The sequence below is a fragment of the Collimonas silvisoli genome, assembly GCF_018305005.1.
GTDB lineage: Bacteria > Pseudomonadota > Gammaproteobacteria > Burkholderiales > Burkholderiaceae_D > Collimonas > Collimonas silvisoli.
This window is the reverse complement of the sequence record NZ_JAGQEG010000056.1, coordinates 1-16,562: the sequence shown is the minus strand read 5'-3', so window position 1 is coordinate 16,562 and position 16,562 is coordinate 1. Positions and strand designations below refer to the sequence as shown.

The window sequence follows — 16,562 nt, the reverse complement described above, 5'->3', positions numbered from 1 at the left end:
AACAACGCAAACCGTTGAGGGAAAATTCCGCTCTTTTTGCGTGTCTTTTACGTGCCTTTGTGCTGGCAATATGCGACAACCGCTGACAACATAAGAGGGACGCTTAAATGGGTTTAATCCCTTCAAAACTGGCGCTCAAAGCCGGTTTTGACGCCTATAAGCTCGTCAGCGGCGCGTCTGCGACCGTTTCCTCTGCAGACGCGACAGATCCCAATCCGAGTAGCAGCAGTAGCGCTGGTTTTGGCATTAGCGTGAATCTCGGTACCAGCCAAAGCAAGCAGGATAGCAAGAACAGCGCGACCCAGGCACGCGGCACTACTGCGCAAGCCAATACCATTGCGATCACCAGCCGGGAAGGTGATATCAGCATGGAAGGCGCCAAGCTGCAGGCGCAGGATATCAGTCTGGATGCCGCCAAAAATATCAATCTGAGCGCTGCCAACAGCACGGCGGACCTGCAGTCTTCCAACAGCGGCAGCAGCGCCGGCATTGGCGCTACCCTTGGCTCCAACGGCCAGCAGACCGGTTTGAGTTTCCAGATTGGCGCATCGGTGTCGAAGGGGCATTCCAACGGTACCGAGACGACCTACGACAATACGCAGATCAGCGCCACCAATCAACTCAGCGTCAAGAGCGGCGGCGATCTCAATATGAAGGGTGCGCAGCTGGCCGGCAACAAGGTCACAGCCGATGTGGGCGGCGACCTCAACATCTGGACCCTGCAAAATGTCAGCAACTTCGACAGCAAGCAGGAAAGCGGCGGCTTTAGTTTGAGTATCTGTGTTCCCCCGATCTGCGTCGGCCAGATGGTCAGCGGCAGTATCAGCTATGCGAAACAATCGGTTGACCACAACTACCAAAGCGCGGTCGGCCAAAGCGGCATCGCCGCCGGCAGCGATGGTTTCGATATCAAGGTGAAGGGCAATACGGACCTGAAAGGCGCAGCCATTACCAGCACGGCCACGCCGGACAAGAACAGCCTGCAAACGGCCAGTTTGACCTATAGCGACCTGACCAACACGCAGCACACCAACTCGGAAAGCGTCAGTGTCAGCGCCTCAACGGGCAGCATCGCCAGCAACGTGATGGGTAACGTGTTGGGAAATCTCGGTGGTAATGTTGGCATGCCGAAGAGCGGCGACCAGACCAGCAACACCAACAGCGTGATCAGTCCGGCCAAGGTTACGATCACGGGCAGCGGCGACGTTACGAAGGACGCGCAGAGCCAGGCGAATGTGACAACCCTGACCAGCCGTGATGCAACTACGGCGAATCAGTCGCTGGCAAATACCTTGACGCTGCAGCAGGCGCAGGATTTGCAGGCACAACAGCAGAAGCAGCAAGAGAATCAGCGGGCCGCCAATCTCGTCGGTGCGGTGTTGACCAATGTCGTTGGTGATATTGCGCAATCCAATAATTTGGCTGAAGGTTCTCTCGAAAAGATGGCGCTGCATGGGATCGTTGGCTTGATCGAAGCGAAGATAGGTGGCACCAGCGCTGCTGGTGGTATTGCGGCAGCAATGGGCGCTGAGGCGATGGCGCCTATCCTGAGCAACTACCTGCTTAGCCAGGGATACGTGAACGATCCCAGAGATCCAGCAGGACAGAAATCCTATAACGATATGATGAATCTCGGTGCGACGCTGGTTGGCGCGGCATCGGGTGCACTGGCTGGTGGCTCCGTCCAAAGTGCCAATGCTGGAGCTAACACTGGCTTGATGGTAGATGCCAACAACAGGCAATTGCATCCGAAGGAACAGGCTCTCGGCAAGCAACTGGCTGACGCCAGCAACGGCAAATATACGCAGGAACAGATAGACAATGCGATCCGCCGCGCTGGTATCACCGGTACAAGTGTCTATGCTGACAAGGTGGACGTGGTAGCGGATGTAACCAAACCGGGAGCGATTTACGATACGGCGAGTTTCCAGCCTGCAGCACCTGGTTCAAAAACATTTGTTGAAATATTGGCACCGATCGATCCTGGTGTTATCGCTTATGTGCAAGGGGCGACGGGCGGCAGCAAATCGCCGTATTATTGGAGCGATGCTGCAATCGCCGCGTCGTCGGTCACGTCGACAAGCTATTCGCAATCGTTGCCACCTGCACCAGATGGAACTTATCGCACGACGTTGAATGTAGGTGGTAAAGCCTATTTTCCGTTGGTCGCAAATTGTCCGGCTGCGGGTTGTATGACCGGTGACGTAATTGCCGGCGCATTGGGTGACCCAGCGACAACGGCGTATCAGAAAGCTCTTCAGCGGGATGCCGAGCGAGACGTTAATATAGCGTCGTTGGCATTGGGACTTGCCGGGTCTCTTTTCCGTGCAGCGGATGCCGTGGTTGGTTTGTTCGATGTGAGTACTACGGCAAATCGTGCAGCATTGGTCGCTACTGAAACAAAAACCTACGCTTCGTTTGCTGAAAATACAGCAAATCGGACTTATAGAAATCTTGATCTAACAATTAATGAAAGAGGTTTAGTTGCAGACGAGCGAGCTTTGGCGGAGGCATCTGGATGGAAGCGTGCAGATGGAAGTACATGGTGGCCTCCGTACGATGGCGGACTTCCAGGTACTCAGAGAATTATTTCACTTGAGCCTGGTACTGGTGATGCTGTCAAGTTGGTTGATCGATTTGGCAAAACAAGTGGCAGTTATGTTTCTCCCGAAGGTTTGTCATTGGAGTCTCGAGCACTTAATTCGACTCCCACTACTTCGCCTTCGATATACTCCATTACTGGAAGTATCAATAACGTGGAAGCTGCCACCATTACCCCTTGGTTTGGTAAAACAGGCCTAGGTACTCAATACAAATTACCGAATTCTGTCCAGTATTACTTGGACACTGGAAAACTTGGAGAACCAAAATGAGTTGGACAAAACAAGAGCTGATTGATTTTTGTATCAGGAAAAATATTCCTGCGGAATCGTATTCGTTATATGCAGATAAAGATGAGGCGTTCTGTTTAGACAAATTTGGCGAAGAATGGCGAATTTATTACTCGGAGCGTGGACAAAAAAATGAATTGGCTTGGGCTAAAAATGAAGCACAAGCTTTGAATATTTTGAAATTATTTCTTCTTGAAGCCTGTAAATTGATTTAACGATTTAATAGGCTGGGTATCTGCGGGTCGAGTTGCCATGAAAGATTTTAATAATTTCAAGGTGTATATCGTTTCGTAAAGGCGCCTACGTCATGAGCGAGAGATTTAAGTTGTTAGAAAATGGCCAAAAAAGATGTGGCGAATTACTTTTCAAATATCCGGGTAGTGTTGCGCTTCAATCAGTTGCTAAACAGATCGAGTACTTGATCGAGCTTGAGCAGGGAATACACTCCGACCGTTCGCGTCTCAAGGACATTACGATTGGTGTCTTGACAGCAAGGGAGATTGAACAGTTGGACGATGATGCAGCGGAGATTTTCTATCAGATTGCTAGTGGATCGAAAGTAATGTAATCAATCAAGTTCAGCCGTGCCTTTTTGCTGGCAATATCCGACAATCGCTGACAACAAAAAGGGGATCTAAAAATTTCTTTAATTCCTTTAAAAACAATGTTTTATGTTGTTTGTTGTAGTCAGCGGTTGACTAGGAGAATGGTGGAGGCGGTGGGAATCGAAGCCGCGTCTCGTAAGTTGACTTCCTATGAGCAAAGCGGCTGGTTGGTAAAACGGTTGATATCGCGGAGAATCAAGATTGCTGCAATCAGAACCGTCAAATTCACGGCTGGCAAGGCATTCAAGGATGTTGTGAACAAAAAAAAAGAAATAATGTAACTTGCAACTCAAGTCCCTCGAATTCAGCCAATTCGAGGGACTTGTTATTTGCGGCCCCGATTGGGCTTCATTCCTGATCTGTTACGGTGCTATCAGTTGCAGTTGCGTAGATCCTGAAAACTGAAATCCGATAGCTTCGCCCAGCCGATTGCACGGCTTGGCGCAGGGTTGGCGTCGTTGGAGTCCGTCACAGTCGCCAATTGCACGAATCCCTTGGCTTCACCTTTAATCGTGAAGCCGGCGAGCTTGCTCAGCAATTGCTTGGTGCTTGCCGCATCAGGAGAGCTAAAAATATAGACCGGCTTTTTAAATTCGAGATGCCCATTCTTGGCGATATTGGTCTTCGGGTAGACGCACTGCCCAACATTGCTGGCTGCATTTGCAGCGAACGAAGTGAATAAGCCGAATGCGGCGACTACGATCAATTTTTTCATATACGTGTTCCTTGTGAGTTAAAACTGGATGAGTTGCTGATTTTTTAGTTGAGTAGCGTTTGCTGCTATTTCGCCAGACACATTGCTGCGTACTTCGAGGTATCCGTGGCAATGGCCTGTATCGCACTGGCGGGAATTTCTGAGTGTGGGTCGGCTAGCGCCTGAAGCGTTTCAGGGCGATACGTATCTTCCAGGTGGTCATAAACGCATGTGCAGATGGACTTGGCTGTACCAGACTGGACGCAGCCGGAAAGGAACTCTCCTCTAGCCTTCGCGCTTTTGCTCGAACAGCCAACGAACAAAAAGACAACAACGAGCATGGCGGTGGTTTTAGGTAGCATGGTTTGCTCCGGATCACCTTAGCACCAGGCTGCTGCCAAGCGCGACCCCGAGGAACAATCCAACTAGCTGCGGGCCGATCCTCCAAAATATTTTTATCCAGATTAAGTGGGCGAACCCACCGGTGGTAAAAATGAAGTCGGGTCGAGCAAACCGTCGGATAGCGTCACCAGCGAGGGCTCCCAGCAGTCCGAGAATGGTGCCGACGATAACGGCAAAGCATTTCGCGAAGAAACCCGCTCCTAGCACCATGGCCGAGTTATTGTGCGTGCACATCACGATGGCAGTAATAAACGCTGCTATGGCCCAGAGTGCCACGCCTGTATTGGGTTTTTGGGCGGGAGTACTGATACTTTCGTCATTTGTTTCCATTTACAGCTCCTTATTATTGTAAAAAATGAAAGGTGCGCCCGTTGTCACATGCAGCAGGCGGTCGGATAGTTTGATGATTTGCAGATTTTTCATCGCATGGATAGAAGTTAAAAAGGAGCTTGAATTTTTGTTATGGGTCGTTTTGGTGAAATATGCGCGAATGCATTTACGCCCAATTTTGCCGAAGTGCGACTTAAAAAGGTAACTATATACCGTGTAATTATATTCCGTGAAATGTTATCCCGTGGAATTTTATTCCTAAGCAAGGAACCATGGGATATGGAAAAGAAACGAAACCCGAGCCCCGGCAAGGAGCGACACCCAGTTCTTATCGCTTTCGGTGAAGTCGTCAGGCGCCGACGCAAAGTGCAAGGATTTTCTCAAGAAGCATTCGGCGACGCCTGCGGGATTGACCGAAGCTATATGGGTGGGATCGAACGAGGGGAGCACAATCTGTCGCTCATCAACATCATGAAAATCATCGACACACTGGGACTGCAGCCGTCAGAGTTTTTCAGCGGCCTAGACGGCAGGAATCCGTTTGGCATCATGGAAACGGCGATTGAGCGGTCCGAACAAGTGGCAAATGAGGAACACGGGGGAAACGACCCCAGTGAAAATCCGCATTCTCCGTGACCGCTCAATCCCTCTATTCATCTGGTCGTACAGATGCGCCGAATTGCCTTCGCAGTGCCGCTGCCCGGGCCTGCGAGCAGCCGAGATAGCGGCGGATGTCCGCAACAGTCGCACGCACGTGTCCAGCGGCGATATCGTGAGCGAGCTGTGTCACCTCGCTTTCCGAATCCTGCTGATCATCGTGCAACGTGACTGACACCGGGGTAGGCGCTTGACCGGGTGTGACTACCTCGTTACCCGCCGTGACTGGCCGGGTTGGTATTGGCGTGACTGGGCTGACTACTGTAGTAGGGGTTTGAAACGCCAGGAACCAGAACAGACAGGCTATCCCTTCGAGTACGCCCGCAAAAGCCATTCCTGACAATAGGTCAACCTGTGCCGCCGTCGTTCCGAGCAAGACTACGAGTCGGACTGTCACCGGATCGTCACGCTGGGCAGCGGCACGCTCCACCAGATCCGTGCGCCGGTCGTCAATCGCCAGTTGTCGCCTCGACTCGTCGGCTTCGGTGTTGAGTGCATCGAGCTTTGCCGCCAGCGAGATACGGCTCAAGCGCAATGCCGGACAGTCATCCCTGCATCGCCTTGCATTGGCGATGGCAAGCGCGGTGATGACTCTTGCCCGTTCTGCCGCGATCATCCCAGGGTTGCGACCGGACGATACTAGGGGCGCCGTGACTCCTCCAGTCACGGCATCAGCCCGAATCGCCCCGGCGTGCTGTTGCGACAGCAGGAAGAACGTCGCGTGACCATAACACGTCGCAATCATGCAGACCACCCAGAGCGCGCTGCCAGCACAACGCACTCCGAGCGAGGCGGATCGGCACAGCGCAGGTAACAGATGGGCACTCGCGACCAGTACCACGCCGATAGCCACCCATGCGATCCGTTCTACTAACCATCCACCACGCTGCCACCCGGCAAGCACCGAGATGAAGATCGCCGTGCAGGTCGCGGCGACCGCCAGCCAGATAACGCAACCGGACCGGAGGCGGGAATGCCGTGCGTATTGCGGCGCTGTCGTCATCTATCCTCTCCCTTTCCGTTTTTTCGGGATCGCCGCCGACGGTTAGTTCGCTGGACACCTAACTGGAGTTCGCCGATGGTCATGTTGATTCTCCGTCACGACCAACGGCCTTTTGATCCAGCTTCTCCTTCAGACTTGGTTTGGCCTTGTTGCCTGCGGTATCCAAGCCTCCGTTGTCGCTGCCGCCATCAGTGGACGGAAAGAACTCTTCCACAATTTCCGGAATTTCCTCCTCACTGTCCTCGAATGCGCCGTTGCTAAATCCCTGAATCCCTGCGGCATCTAACGCCACTTGGTCGTACCCCGCAGCCAAGCGTCGGTTGTGCAGTTCCCGCGCATTGGCTATGGCTTCGGTAATATCGGCGTAGTAAATCGGTGTGCGGTGGCTCATGAAGGTGGTTTTTGCCCGCAATCGTAAAGCCAGAGGCAAGCAAGCCAATAACTTGCCGGATACCGCCTGGTAATAATGGAGCCGCGCCGCCAGGGTGCGGATGCTGTTAAAGCCGGTCGTCCTGAAAATGAAGGTGCCCAGGTCGTCTTCTTCCTCGCCGATCCGTACATTCAAGCGTCCGTAAGGCTTGCAACCGGCCTTGGCCAGCTCACAACTATCCGGTGAGGGGCAGGGCAGTGACGCCATTCCCGATGCCGTGTAGCGCCGGCACGTCTCGCCATTGCCGGTACAGATCGGTCGACCGTTTTGACGGTCGAATAGGCAGTATTCGGCGCGTAAGTTAAGATCCGGCTCATTGAACAGCAGCCGGATCGGGATAGCGCGGATTTTGTGGTTGTCCTGCGTTTTGCGTAAGTCCTCGTCGTAGGGATGGGGAATCCAGCCTTCCTTGTTTTGCACCTGGGTCGTGATCGTGAATTGATCGTCTTTCTCCGGCAATCGCTTGCCGTTCTTTTCTACGATTTTGCCGATGGAAATGCGCCCGAGTATCGGCGGCGTGATGGCTAATCCTTTAATCATTGTTTTATTCCTTGAAATAGCAAAGCCCGCCCCGGTTTCCGCTAGGGGCAGGCAGCACAAACAGCCCCAGCGGAGGGGCGACTGACTTCGGTTGAACTACGAGGGAATTACGTGCTGATGAGGAATCGGCGACTGCCGGGTTTGAGAAGGGGATAGCGTCGGATGAGATCGGGTTGGTCTGCCAGGAGCGCCTCCACGTCGATCCCGAGGCCGTCCTTGCTGCGTTTCCAACTCACGGCACCGGTTTCAAACAGGGCGTTGCTGGCGTCACCCATGCCTTGCTGAATGCGTTGCTTCAGTTCTTCCGCAATCTTGGCGCGATTGGCGATTTCGTCGCGGATGGTAAGCAAGTCGGCAAATGCAGCGGACGTCTCCTGGTCATGGGTGAGATCAACGGTGTTGCCGGCGTCGTGGGGATACAGGCAGCGCAATGCGATATCGGCGGACTCACTGCCGTCTGCTGGCGGTGGGGTATCGGTTTCAACGTAGCGCCAGAATTGATGCTCCAATTCGATCAGCCGGGCGATCAGTGCATTGTCACGATCAATCCGATAGATCCGGATTTCCTGACCGCAGATGAGGACGCAGACATCGGCAGCAGCTTTGTTCGTGACCGCCAGCTGATGCTGTACCTGCAGCTGGACATATTCCGGTACGCCGTCCCGCCACAGACGAGCACCGAATTCGCCAGCCGTTTTACATTCCAGAATCTGCACGTCAGCCACGCCCATCACCTCGCGGTCGATGTTGGCCAGCATCCAGGGAATGTCCGGATGTTGCAGCACGGCGTTGATCTTTCGGACGCGGTGGCCGGTGCGCCTGGTGTAGTGCGCTGCGACGATAGGTTCTAGCAACGTGCCCCAATACATCGGACTGGTTTCGTCGTTGGGATCAATTTTAGGCAAACTACCGTCCCGCCCGGTCTTCACCATCCATAATTCCAGCTGGGATTGATAGGGATTCAGGCCCACCGCGGCACCGGCATCGCTACTGCCGATCCCGCCCTTGCGTAACGTCAGCCAGGCGTCCCGGCTCAGGTTGTTCGTTTTAACTAGTTTCAAGGCGGGACGACCAGCCCTGACTGCATCCATTCTTTCTGCGATGCCCATACACGACTCCTTAAATAAGAAAGCCCGGCGAGCAGTAAAAGCTCGACCGGGCGGTTATGACGATTGTGGGAATTGCCTAGGCGGTCATTAGCAACGCCTGATCCAGCGCCTTTTGTTTCAAGGTGGCACCTTGCCCGAACCATGCTGCTTCCAGACGATGGTCGGGGCTTCGGGCGCGACGCTCGTGATCGACATACTCGGTGACGGCATTGAGCAGGCCGAAGGCGGTTCCTTCGGAGGAAGTGAATTCCGAGCCTTTTCCCTGGCCGTCATACAGCCCCTGGACTTTCTTCATGGCGCGTTCATTGCTGAGGCCGGTGGCCGTAGTGGCTGGATCGGTGAACACATGTAGGAAGTAGTTCATGGCTTCGTGCGATTTGACCTTGCGTTCGGACAGGGTTTTCATGCGATAGAGGAAGGCATCCCATGCCGAGACGGAAATACCCAGTTGCTTTTTGACTGCCTGCGGATCGAAGCTGGTGCTGTGCGGTACCTTGACGGCACCGTTGCCATTGGCGAGGGCGACGGCTAAGGTGTTATTGCAGACCACGCGAATACTGGTGAATTGCGCAGTCGTGGCAAGCGTACCGTCACAAGCGGTTGCCAGCAGCAGATAGCCGTTGATGGTGTCGTTGCCTTTTAAGGTCGCCGATTGACCGGTCTTGGCGAGTGCCCAGATCTTTCGGCCGAATTTCAGGACGCCAGCCGTTTCCAGCTCGAAGCCCGAAATCTCTGTCAGATCCCGGTAAAACTCCAGAATCTCACGGGGTTGCACGACCTGATAGCGGTTGGAGACGACCGACAGCGGCGCTTTGTTGTCGGAGCGGTAGAGCACCTTTTGATCCGGGAAGGACATGATGGCGCCCAGAGCACCAGCGGACTCCGACATATAGCGAACTGGTGTTTCCAGAATATTGAAGGCCATGCCGGCTTGCTCTGCCCAGACTTCAAGAGGTTGTTTTGCGGTGAGGCGATTGCCAAGGCCATGCCATGGCGTGGCATTGACGTAAGCCATAGATTCGACGAGGTGTGCCATAGGGTATTTCCTTTCGATTTGTATGCACGTGACGATGCCGCTGAATAAAACAGCGGGACAGGTCGGTGCCTAGGGTATTAAGTGGGAATTACAAGAGGGGAACTACGGATTGAGAAAAAGCGGATAGGACGATAAGTTCAAACAAAACCAGGTCTGTAATCGTCCGCATACTCGGGATCTTGATCTTGATCGTAATTTCGATCTCGGTCCCGACCAAGGCTGTACGGACGATCTGGCGGGTGTGTTGGACTATCGCTGTCAGAACAGCCGGCATTCAGAGAGCTACATTTCTTGCTGAAGGTGTATTTGCAATCCAGACAATAATAATTGTCGAGTATATTGTCGTCGACTACTTCACCCAGGGCCACACCTGCAGCACAGCCAGCGGCCCCACCACACAATCCTCCTATGATGGCCCCGGCAATGCCGCCGATCGCGATGCAGGCGGGGCCGCCTATGATTCCGGCAGTAGCGCCAATTTCGGCACCGGCAATGCAGCCCGCGGTACCAGCTACAGCACCGGCTAGTGTTCCAATGGCGGCGCATGTTTTTTTAGCGTAGTTGTAGGTATTGATACGTTTGGATTTGCATTGAGGACATTTGACTGCCATGTTGTCATGCTCCTTGTTAATTCGGTCGAATAGCATGTTTCGAATTACCTTTGATCTTTGCGACGTATGCGCCCAAGCCAGCAGTAAAGAGAACGCCGACTACGAACACGATGGCAAATGCAGCGAGACTTTCGAGAGGAGAATTATTTGATCCCATGGGGACTCCTTACAGTGATTGCGGTTGTAACTAAAAATGGAGGTATTTTCATGTTCCTACATTTTTCAATGGTTCTCATAGGTAAAAATAGTTGGGTGCACTGAGGGTTTGTTAGTTCACGTCGAACCACTCGGAACCGTCGCCGACAACTGGTTCTGTGCTCTCGCGAAGTGACTTGTAGGTGGTAATTGCGAGTAGGGCCGCTGCTGCCGCATCACGCAGTGCACTAACGCGGGATTCTTCCGATGGGTAGCAGCGTATTAGCTGTGCCGTGTACGTCTCGATAGTGCATTGCCATGTATTTATGTGCTCGTCATATGACCTCATTTAGGTTCCTTTGGTTGTTTACAAGGCTGCTTGCGTTGGTGTTCGGACGAATAGAGGGGGATCGATTCGTCACTTGGTTTTAGGGTTTGCCAAGCAATCTGCGTAAGAAGTCCACTTTGGCGAGGGTAATCGAAAACAAGATGACGAGGGAGGTCATTGCAAGGTCCATGTCGACCTCGACATCGTTGCCGATGGCGATCACGATATACGCAGCAAGCGCAATGGAAAAGAAGATGTAGCAGCGAACATAGCTGTGTGAACTTTTGTGAGCGACAATCTTAGCAAGCATAGGCTGCGATTTAAACGAAGCGCTTAAATCGATCACATCTTTTGCTGTAAAGACGGGATAAAACGTAGTCTCTGTCAGCGTCGTGGCAACGGTGTTGCTCCGTGCGAGAAAAATATTCTGATCCATGTGGAGGCTTTCAATGTTAAAGAGTGTCAATTGAGAACGGTGATTACCATTCTCAAGGCGGCGATATATGGCTGAGATTCGTTTGAATCGGCGCCATGAGGGCATAGAGAGCAAGGGACTCCCTTGCTCTCTATGCCGTTTACGTGGGGGACGCTGATTCGGAGATTGAACGGAATTCCATCGAAAAGTTAAGCGCCGCGATCATCGACAGTCACTATTCGTATGTTGCAGTGTCGATTCTTAATCATCACTATCGGGTGATACGAAGTTCGTCCGAACCAAGTAACGGAATGGAAGCGACAGTTGCTGGAACCGGCTGCGGGTATATTTGACGGCGGCTCCGCGGCAAAAAAAAGCGAGTGCGAGCGCAATGCCAGATATTGTCGCTGGAGCGTTCAACCACCTACTATCGGCCACAGGAGATCAATGAGGCGGATCTTGGCTCCACTCGTCGCTGACACACCTGCTGCACCAGTCGACAATGCTGTGTCAGCCCCCCACCAGTACACTATCTTTTGCGCAATCAGTCTGTTCTCAAACCACGCCGGCAACATCTGCGCCAAGTCTTATCACTATTCCAGTGGTATAGCGCTAGCGACGTCCATACTGTTCCACCCGCCGCAGCACAAGGCGAAGCGCCTACTGAGCCAGACCTAAGGCGTTCACACCTTCAAGTTGCCGAACTTCCGAGGATGTCGACGCCGCAGGACGCCAGATGACGTAGAGCGTCTGGACACGGCCCACCCCATGTTCGTAGGCATAAAACTCGTGTTGTACAGGCCTGGGAGACTCACCCAGGCAAAGGCCGGCCGAATGCTCGGCACGCCTGCTTGCCAAACCGAGCGCCTGACCGGCGTTCTTGATGTAGCGACGTTTGATGTCCCGTTCAATGTCGCTGCGGTTGGACAGAAAATCTTGTCCTCCGTCCGAGGGAAATGCGACACCGGCCAGACCGTGGGCTTGTGCGATCTCTACGGCGACCGTGAAAAATGCGTCCACAATGGACGTTGCGTCGTGGCCAGCCATCATTGCGTCGGTGGGGTTGATGGCTCGAATGATAAGGCTGGGACGCGTCGGGTCAAGGTCTACAATGACCTCGTGATACAGCATGGCGAGTCCGCCCAGTGTCCGGCTCAGCGGATCGAACACCACAAGATGGGCATGGCGGGGTTCTAGCCACATGGCGGTATTGCTCCGACTGCAGAGGCCGGCGGCCTCCTTTGCGAAGAAGGCCGCCGGATGCGTGGAGACGAATGCGTGCATGCGCGACAGATGCTGTGCGTCATCGCGACTGTTTTTGAATTTCTTCTTCTCACGCCTGCTCCACCGCAGGTAAAGATCGAGAGCCTTGTCTTTCGTCCGCAGCAGCGTACTTCCGAGCAGTGCCCGACCTTGGCCTTCGATTGCCAAGTCTCGATCCGCACCAAGGCGAATCGCCAAATGTCGCGCGTCGCCGTCATCGAAGCGATCGACAAACCGGTCGAGATGTGTCGCGAGTGCGTCAGGCAGGGCTACACGAAAGAAATCGTGCAGGTCGCTGATTTCTCGATCAGCCGCCACCGTCTCGTCGCTGAGTTGGGCCAACGATGCAAAACGCCGCTTCAGCCAGTCATTCACGATGCCGTCGTTGGCTGCGGCAGCCAGTAACACCCCCAGATGACGGTGAAACGTCCGTGTATCTGCCGATGGTTCACTGAGTTGCCGTGCCCGCAGGTGTCTGCTAGCCTCGCAGACATCCATGACCGACCGGCGCTCGAAGCGTTCGGCGTACTGCGCTGCGTCACCGAGCGCACGCAGACTGTCGCGATCAAGTGGGCGGGATATCCTGCGGGTCTGACGTTGCCATTGCATCATATAGGGACCACCCCGAACGGACGCCGCCCATTCATGCTTCCGTCCAATGACGCTGGACCAGCGCTCGCGGATGATCGATGGCGGTACCCGGTACACCAGGGCCACTGCCTCTGTTTCCAGCTCCGTCAGCACGTCGCCCGTCGGTCCCTGTCCCTGAATCAGTTGCTCAATCAACGGATTGAACAAACTCAGCAGCTGGTCGATGTCGATAGCAGGATCCCATGCAGCATTGACCAGGCTGCGCAGCAGCACACCATAAGTCTTGGGAAGCACGGCCGCCAGCACAGGTTGGAGCACTTGACGCTCAGTGCGAATTACCGCATCGGACGCGCACCGATAAGCGGCCCAGTCAGCCTCGCTTGCGCGCCGGGGATACGGGACGAGTGTTTGGACACGCCGGTCCAGTGCATCCTGCAGGCACATGCGGTTACCCTCCAGCACAGCGAAGTTTTTGCGCAGGAAGGCGTCCTCCATAAGCATCCGGTCGACTTGGTCGTAGGTGCTGCCGCCCATGTAGTCCTGGGCTCCCCAGGCATCGGTGTAGTACCATTCGCGCAGTGCCTTCAGCGTTCCGATGCCGCGTTCCTCCACCACGTAGCGTACCAGCGCCGGACTCAGATCCAGCACGAGCATGGCCTGTTCCATGGCGTCGTGGTCTGTCAGCGTTATCCTCTCGGCCAGATAGGCGAACGACTCGTGATATGGACGTGCGTTGGCTCGCACAACCCAGTCCGCGATGCGCGCCGCGAATGCCTGGTCGTTGAGCGAACCGACTATCCCGAGCCACTTTGCCAGCATAACCGGCCCGACGCTGCCATAACAGGTGCGGAACGCGAGAATGGCATCAACGTCGCTGTAGCCATGGTGGACGAGGATGTCCAAGTACTGACGAAGCTGCGCAACATCTCGGCGGAGCAGGTAGTCCGCACAATGTGCGATCAGCGTCATCGGCACGGCGTGTGCCGCAAGCACATCAAGGCTGTCCATTGGCGCCTGGCCGACGCGAGTGAATTCCAGCAGAAGATCCTGGGCGCGGGTCAAGTCTTCGAGCGCAGCACCACGCTGACGCATCCACCTGATGACCTCTACCGGGGCAGGTTTTGTGATGTCCAGCAGGGGGCGCAAGCGCTTGACCTCGTCGGTGGTACGGGCACCGATTTCATCGAGAACGAAAAGCCACTGTTCGTCGGTGGTGATCCACAGTCTTTCGCCGAGCGCCTTGAGCAGGCCGGCGATGTCCGTCATGGCGCGTGAACGAAACAGCGCCACGGTCGCCGCCAACCTGGCCGCGTCGTACTGGTAGGGACGTTCCAGAATGCCGATAATTGCCTGTCGGGGCACGCCTGCGGACATCAGCGTGCGGACCATGGGACGCAGGCGCGTCACATTTATCTCACGTCGCTCTTGCCAGTCATAGAGATTGACGGTCGCGATCCATGCGAGATCCGCTGCTTCCACAACCAAGCCTTCTTCGATTAAGGCATGTAACACGTCCGTCGTGCACCGCGGTCGCATTTTGCGGAATGCAGCCGATATCTCGCTGGCACTTTGCAAGCCAAGTTGGCGACCCGCGGCGATCAATCCTGGCTCAAGCCAGGAGATGTCCTCGTACTCGACGACGGTACGACAGAGCGGTAACTGTCGCATGGCGCAGTCCGCTCCTTCAGAATAGCGGACTCGCCCAGGCAGGATCGGAGCGATGAAGCGGTCGAAGACATGCCGCCGTCCTTCGTAGGTACGCACGTGTACCAGCACGGCGCGGCACCACCAGAAATGAAAACGCTGAGGCAGCGGTGCCAGGACGAGGCACGGCAACAGCATCCATAGATGTCGCTTCAACGGCAGATAGGGCGGCAGGCCCAGTGCGCGACGAATCAGTACCGCGTGTGCCGGGTCGACTGTCTGCGACGACTGGAGCTCCCAAGCGATGTGTTCGCGAAAGGCCGTCACTCGGCGCCGCGCATTCCGCAGACGGTTGTTGCCAGTCTGATCGTCAGGCGATATGGAGCATGTGCTGAAGGCATCGCGCCGCACTGCATTAGATATCTCTTTCATCAAGTCGGCACGCCATGCGCGATAGGCCGTCAGGCTATTGTTCCGGTCTTCCCCATCTGGGACAGGTTTGCTTGACTCGCTGCTGGTCTGTTGTTTCTTTTTCCTGATTGCCAAGTGCCGCTCCTTTATGTCCCGTCCAGAATAACCCGGCCAGAGTTCACCTGAACATGACGTGCATCCGCTTGTCCTTTCACTCCATCAAGCCGACTCTTTCCTTGTCCGGCTTCCTAATTGTCCGACGTCGCTATTTTAACAAGCATCAGGTTATTTCATGATGGGCGCTCAGGTTCACGTCGACAGCGGTGCTGCAATCTCAGCAGCCAAACGCGTATCGTGTTCATGACGTTTTGGTGGGAATTTGATTGCGTGGTCTCGCAAGCTGATACATTAACGCTGATAGCTATTTGAACCGCCCTGACAGGGGGAATGTTTTTGAGAACAAATTTTGTGCTAGTGGATTTCGAGAATATCCAGCCAAAGAACATGAGTCTGTTGAATGGTGGCCCATTCAAGATCAAGGTTTTTGTTGGCGCCAATCAGGCAAAAATACCTTTGGAGATGGCTCGCGCGCTCCAAGTATTCGGACCTGATGCCGAGTACATTCAGATTGACGGGAACGGTAGTAACGCGCTCGATTTTCATATCGCGTATTACATCGGGCGATTGGCGACAGAAACCCCAGATGCATATTTCCACGTCATTTCAAAAGACACTGGTTTCGATCCGTTAATCAAGCACCTTAAGGTGCAAAAGATATTTTGCCAGCGGTCGACATCAATCGCTGATATTCCGTTGCTTAAGATATCGAACAATAAGTCGATCCCAGAGAAAATCGAGGCGGTGATCGACAATCTCGCAAAAAATAAAACATCGAAGCCTCGAACTCTCAAGACACTTAGGAGCACTATTAAGTCTCTCTTCGTCAATCAGCTTGCAGACGATGAACTTGACGGGCTTCTTGAACAATTATCTAAGCGTGGAGCGATAAACATTACTGACAATAAAGTTGCCTACGCATTTCCACCATGAGTTCCAATCGTATTATGCTGGATCGTTTTCGGTGATCGGACGCGATATCAATGGCGACTGGGTGGCTCACGTGCTTGGTGTGTGAGCACGAACAATGAGTGACGGAACGGTAGATTAACTGTACAAGCTCAAACTTGACCTGACAGGTAATGTCGGGCCGAAATCTAGTTCGGTCCGCCATGCGAAGGGCCGGAACCGGCCCAAAGACGACGCTGAACCCCGCACTCCGAGCGGCCGCTCACGACAGATCATTGGTCATTCGAGTTCGTGCGTCAGTGTTAACATTGCTCCTGCCGTCGTACGGACCCAATGCGCATTAACGCGTCATCCACGTTCCACAAGTTTCGGACTATGTCGTAAGGAAACTTCTGCGGTGCAATATTGCTTACGCATTGGAAGGGCTAGGATGTATCTTTT

General features: G+C 54.1%; 15 protein-coding genes. 5 read left to right on the top strand and 10 right to left on the bottom strand.

Annotated features, from left to right (window positions below):
* Positions 1 to 107: 107 nt before the first annotated feature.
* The 3 genes from KHU33_RS15720 to KHU33_RS15710 all read left to right on the top strand — a co-directional run bounded on the left by KHU33_RS15720 (position 108) and on the right by KHU33_RS15710 (position 3,459).
* Positions 108 to 2,873: a hemagglutinin repeat-containing protein gene (locus KHU33_RS15720; protein WP_211464579.1), complete on the top strand. Its 2,766-nt coding sequence runs from the start codon at positions 108 to 110 to the stop codon at positions 2,871 to 2,873.
* Complete coding sequence (locus KHU33_RS15715) at positions 2,870 to 3,106, top strand: hypothetical protein (protein ID WP_092360065.1); 237 nt, start codon at positions 2,870 to 2,872, stop codon at positions 3,104 to 3,106. Before KHU33_RS15720 ends, KHU33_RS15715 begins: the two co-directional genes overlap by 4 nt.
* Before the next feature lie 92 nt (positions 3,107 to 3,198).
* Positions 3,199 to 3,459, top strand: coding sequence for an immunity protein Tsi6 family protein (locus tag KHU33_RS15710; protein ID WP_211464577.1), 261 nt, complete (start codon positions 3,199 to 3,201; stop codon positions 3,457 to 3,459).
* Positions 3,460 to 3,869: 410 nt separating this feature from the next.
* On the opposite strand, the gene KHU33_RS15705 is transcribed toward KHU33_RS15710, so the two are convergent.
* The 3 genes from KHU33_RS15705 to KHU33_RS15695 form a co-directional block, all read right to left on the bottom strand.
* Positions 3,870 to 4,211: a hypothetical protein gene (locus tag KHU33_RS15705; protein ID WP_211464575.1), complete on the bottom strand. Its 342-nt coding sequence runs from the start codon at positions 4,209 to 4,211 to the stop codon at positions 3,870 to 3,872.
* Positions 4,212 to 4,276: 65 nt separating this feature from the next.
* A complete protein-coding gene (locus KHU33_RS15700; RefSeq protein WP_211464573.1) occupies positions 4,277 to 4,552 on the bottom strand; it encodes a hypothetical protein in 276 nt (91 codons plus the stop codon).
* Positions 4,553 to 4,565: 13 nt separating this feature from the next.
* Positions 4,566 to 4,922 carry a hypothetical protein gene (locus KHU33_RS15695; protein ID WP_211464571.1) on the bottom strand — a complete coding sequence of 119 codons (357 nt, stop codon included), beginning with the start codon at positions 4,920 to 4,922 and terminating at the stop codon, positions 4,566 to 4,568.
* Positions 4,923 to 5,201: 279 nt separating this feature from the next.
* Between KHU33_RS15695 and KHU33_RS15690 the strand changes: the two genes are divergently transcribed.
* Complete coding sequence (locus tag KHU33_RS15690) at positions 5,202 to 5,558, top strand: helix-turn-helix domain-containing protein (protein ID WP_211464569.1); 357 nt, start codon at positions 5,202 to 5,204, stop codon at positions 5,556 to 5,558.
* A 13-nt stretch (positions 5,559 to 5,571) separates the two neighbouring features.
* Here the strand turns inward: KHU33_RS15690 and KHU33_RS15685 are convergent, their stop codons facing one another.
* The 7 genes from KHU33_RS15685 to KHU33_RS15655 all read right to left on the bottom strand — a co-directional run bounded on the left by KHU33_RS15685 (position 5,572) and on the right by KHU33_RS15655 (position 15,230).
* Complete coding sequence (locus KHU33_RS15685; RefSeq protein WP_329956068.1) at positions 5,572 to 6,324, bottom strand: hypothetical protein; 753 nt, start codon at positions 6,322 to 6,324, stop codon at positions 5,572 to 5,574.
* 337 nt (positions 6,325 to 6,661) lie between these two features.
* Positions 6,662 to 7,552, bottom strand: a complete 891-nt coding sequence (locus KHU33_RS15680; protein WP_211464565.1) for a recombination directionality factor — start codon at positions 7,550 to 7,552, stop codon at positions 6,662 to 6,664.
* 107 nt (positions 7,553 to 7,659) lie between these two features.
* On the bottom strand, positions 7,660 to 8,661 hold the full coding sequence (locus tag KHU33_RS15675; protein ID WP_230414300.1) for a YqaJ viral recombinase family nuclease: 1,002 nt from the start codon (positions 8,659 to 8,661) through the stop codon (positions 7,660 to 7,662).
* Between the two features lie 76 nt (positions 8,662 to 8,737).
* Positions 8,738 to 9,697, bottom strand: coding sequence for a DUF932 domain-containing protein (locus KHU33_RS15670; protein WP_211464563.1), 960 nt, complete (start codon positions 9,695 to 9,697; stop codon positions 8,738 to 8,740).
* A gap of 137 nt (positions 9,698 to 9,834) precedes the next feature.
* A complete protein-coding gene (locus tag KHU33_RS15665) occupies positions 9,835 to 10,344 on the bottom strand; it encodes a glycine zipper family protein (protein WP_211464561.1) in 510 nt (169 codons plus the stop codon).
* A gap of 527 nt (positions 10,345 to 10,871) precedes the next feature.
* The gene (locus KHU33_RS15660; protein ID WP_211464559.1) at positions 10,872 to 11,207 is read right to left on the bottom strand and encodes a hypothetical protein; all 336 of its coding nucleotides are present in this window, start codon (positions 11,205 to 11,207) and stop codon (positions 10,872 to 10,874) included.
* Between the two features lie 639 nt (positions 11,208 to 11,846).
* The gene (locus KHU33_RS15655) at positions 11,847 to 15,230 is read right to left on the bottom strand and encodes a hypothetical protein (protein ID WP_211464557.1); all 3,384 of its coding nucleotides are present in this window, start codon (positions 15,228 to 15,230) and stop codon (positions 11,847 to 11,849) included.
* 312 nt (positions 15,231 to 15,542) lie between these two features.
* On the opposite strand from KHU33_RS15655, the gene KHU33_RS15650 reads away from it, so the two are divergent.
* The gene (locus KHU33_RS15650; RefSeq protein ID WP_268907126.1) at positions 15,543 to 16,145 is read left to right on the top strand and encodes a PIN domain-containing protein; all 603 of its coding nucleotides are present in this window, start codon (positions 15,543 to 15,545) and stop codon (positions 16,143 to 16,145) included.
* Positions 16,146 to 16,562: the final 417 nt, after the last annotated feature.

What these genes read in the sequence shown, in the direction of transcription:
- KHU33_RS15670 (WP_211464563.1), bottom strand. Translation starts at nt 9,697, where the DNA reads ATGGCACACCTCGTCGAATCTATGGCTTACGTCAATGCCACGCCATGG.
- KHU33_RS15665 (WP_211464561.1), bottom strand. Translation starts at nt 10,344, where the DNA reads ATGCTATTCGACCGAATTAACAAGGAGCATGACAACATGGCAGTCAAA.
- KHU33_RS15660 (WP_211464559.1), bottom strand. Translation starts at nt 11,207, where the DNA reads ATGGATCAGAATATTTTTCTCGCACGGAGCAACACCGTTGCCACGACG.
- KHU33_RS15715 (WP_092360065.1), top strand. Translation starts at nt 2,870, where the DNA reads ATGAGTTGGACAAAACAAGAGCTGATTGATTTTTGTATCAGGAAAAAT.
- KHU33_RS15680 (WP_211464565.1), bottom strand. Translation starts at nt 7,552, where the DNA reads ATGATTAAAGGATTAGCCATCACGCCGCCGATACTCGGGCGCATTTCC.
- KHU33_RS15650 (WP_268907126.1), top strand. Translation starts at nt 15,543, where the DNA reads ATGTTTTTGAGAACAAATTTTGTGCTAGTGGATTTCGAGAATATCCAG.
- KHU33_RS15720 (WP_211464579.1), top strand. Translation starts at nt 108, where the DNA reads ATGGGTTTAATCCCTTCAAAACTGGCGCTCAAAGCCGGTTTTGACGCC.
- KHU33_RS15675 (WP_230414300.1), bottom strand. Translation starts at nt 8,661, where the DNA reads ATGGGCATCGCAGAAAGAATGGATGCAGTCAGGGCTGGTCGTCCCGCC.
- KHU33_RS15705 (WP_211464575.1), bottom strand. Translation starts at nt 4,211, where the DNA reads ATGAAAAAATTGATCGTAGTCGCCGCATTCGGCTTATTCACTTCGTTC.
- KHU33_RS15685 (WP_329956068.1), bottom strand. Translation starts at nt 6,324, where the DNA reads ATGATTGCGACGTGTTATGGTCACGCGACGTTCTTCCTGCTGTCGCAA.
- KHU33_RS15690 (WP_211464569.1), top strand. Translation starts at nt 5,202, where the DNA reads ATGGAAAAGAAACGAAACCCGAGCCCCGGCAAGGAGCGACACCCAGTT.
- KHU33_RS15695 (WP_211464571.1), bottom strand. Translation starts at nt 4,922, where the DNA reads ATGGAAACAAATGACGAAAGTATCAGTACTCCCGCCCAAAAACCCAAT.
- KHU33_RS15700 (WP_211464573.1), bottom strand. Translation starts at nt 4,552, where the DNA reads ATGCTACCTAAAACCACCGCCATGCTCGTTGTTGTCTTTTTGTTCGTT.
- KHU33_RS15710 (WP_211464577.1), top strand. Translation starts at nt 3,199, where the DNA reads ATGAGCGAGAGATTTAAGTTGTTAGAAAATGGCCAAAAAAGATGTGGC.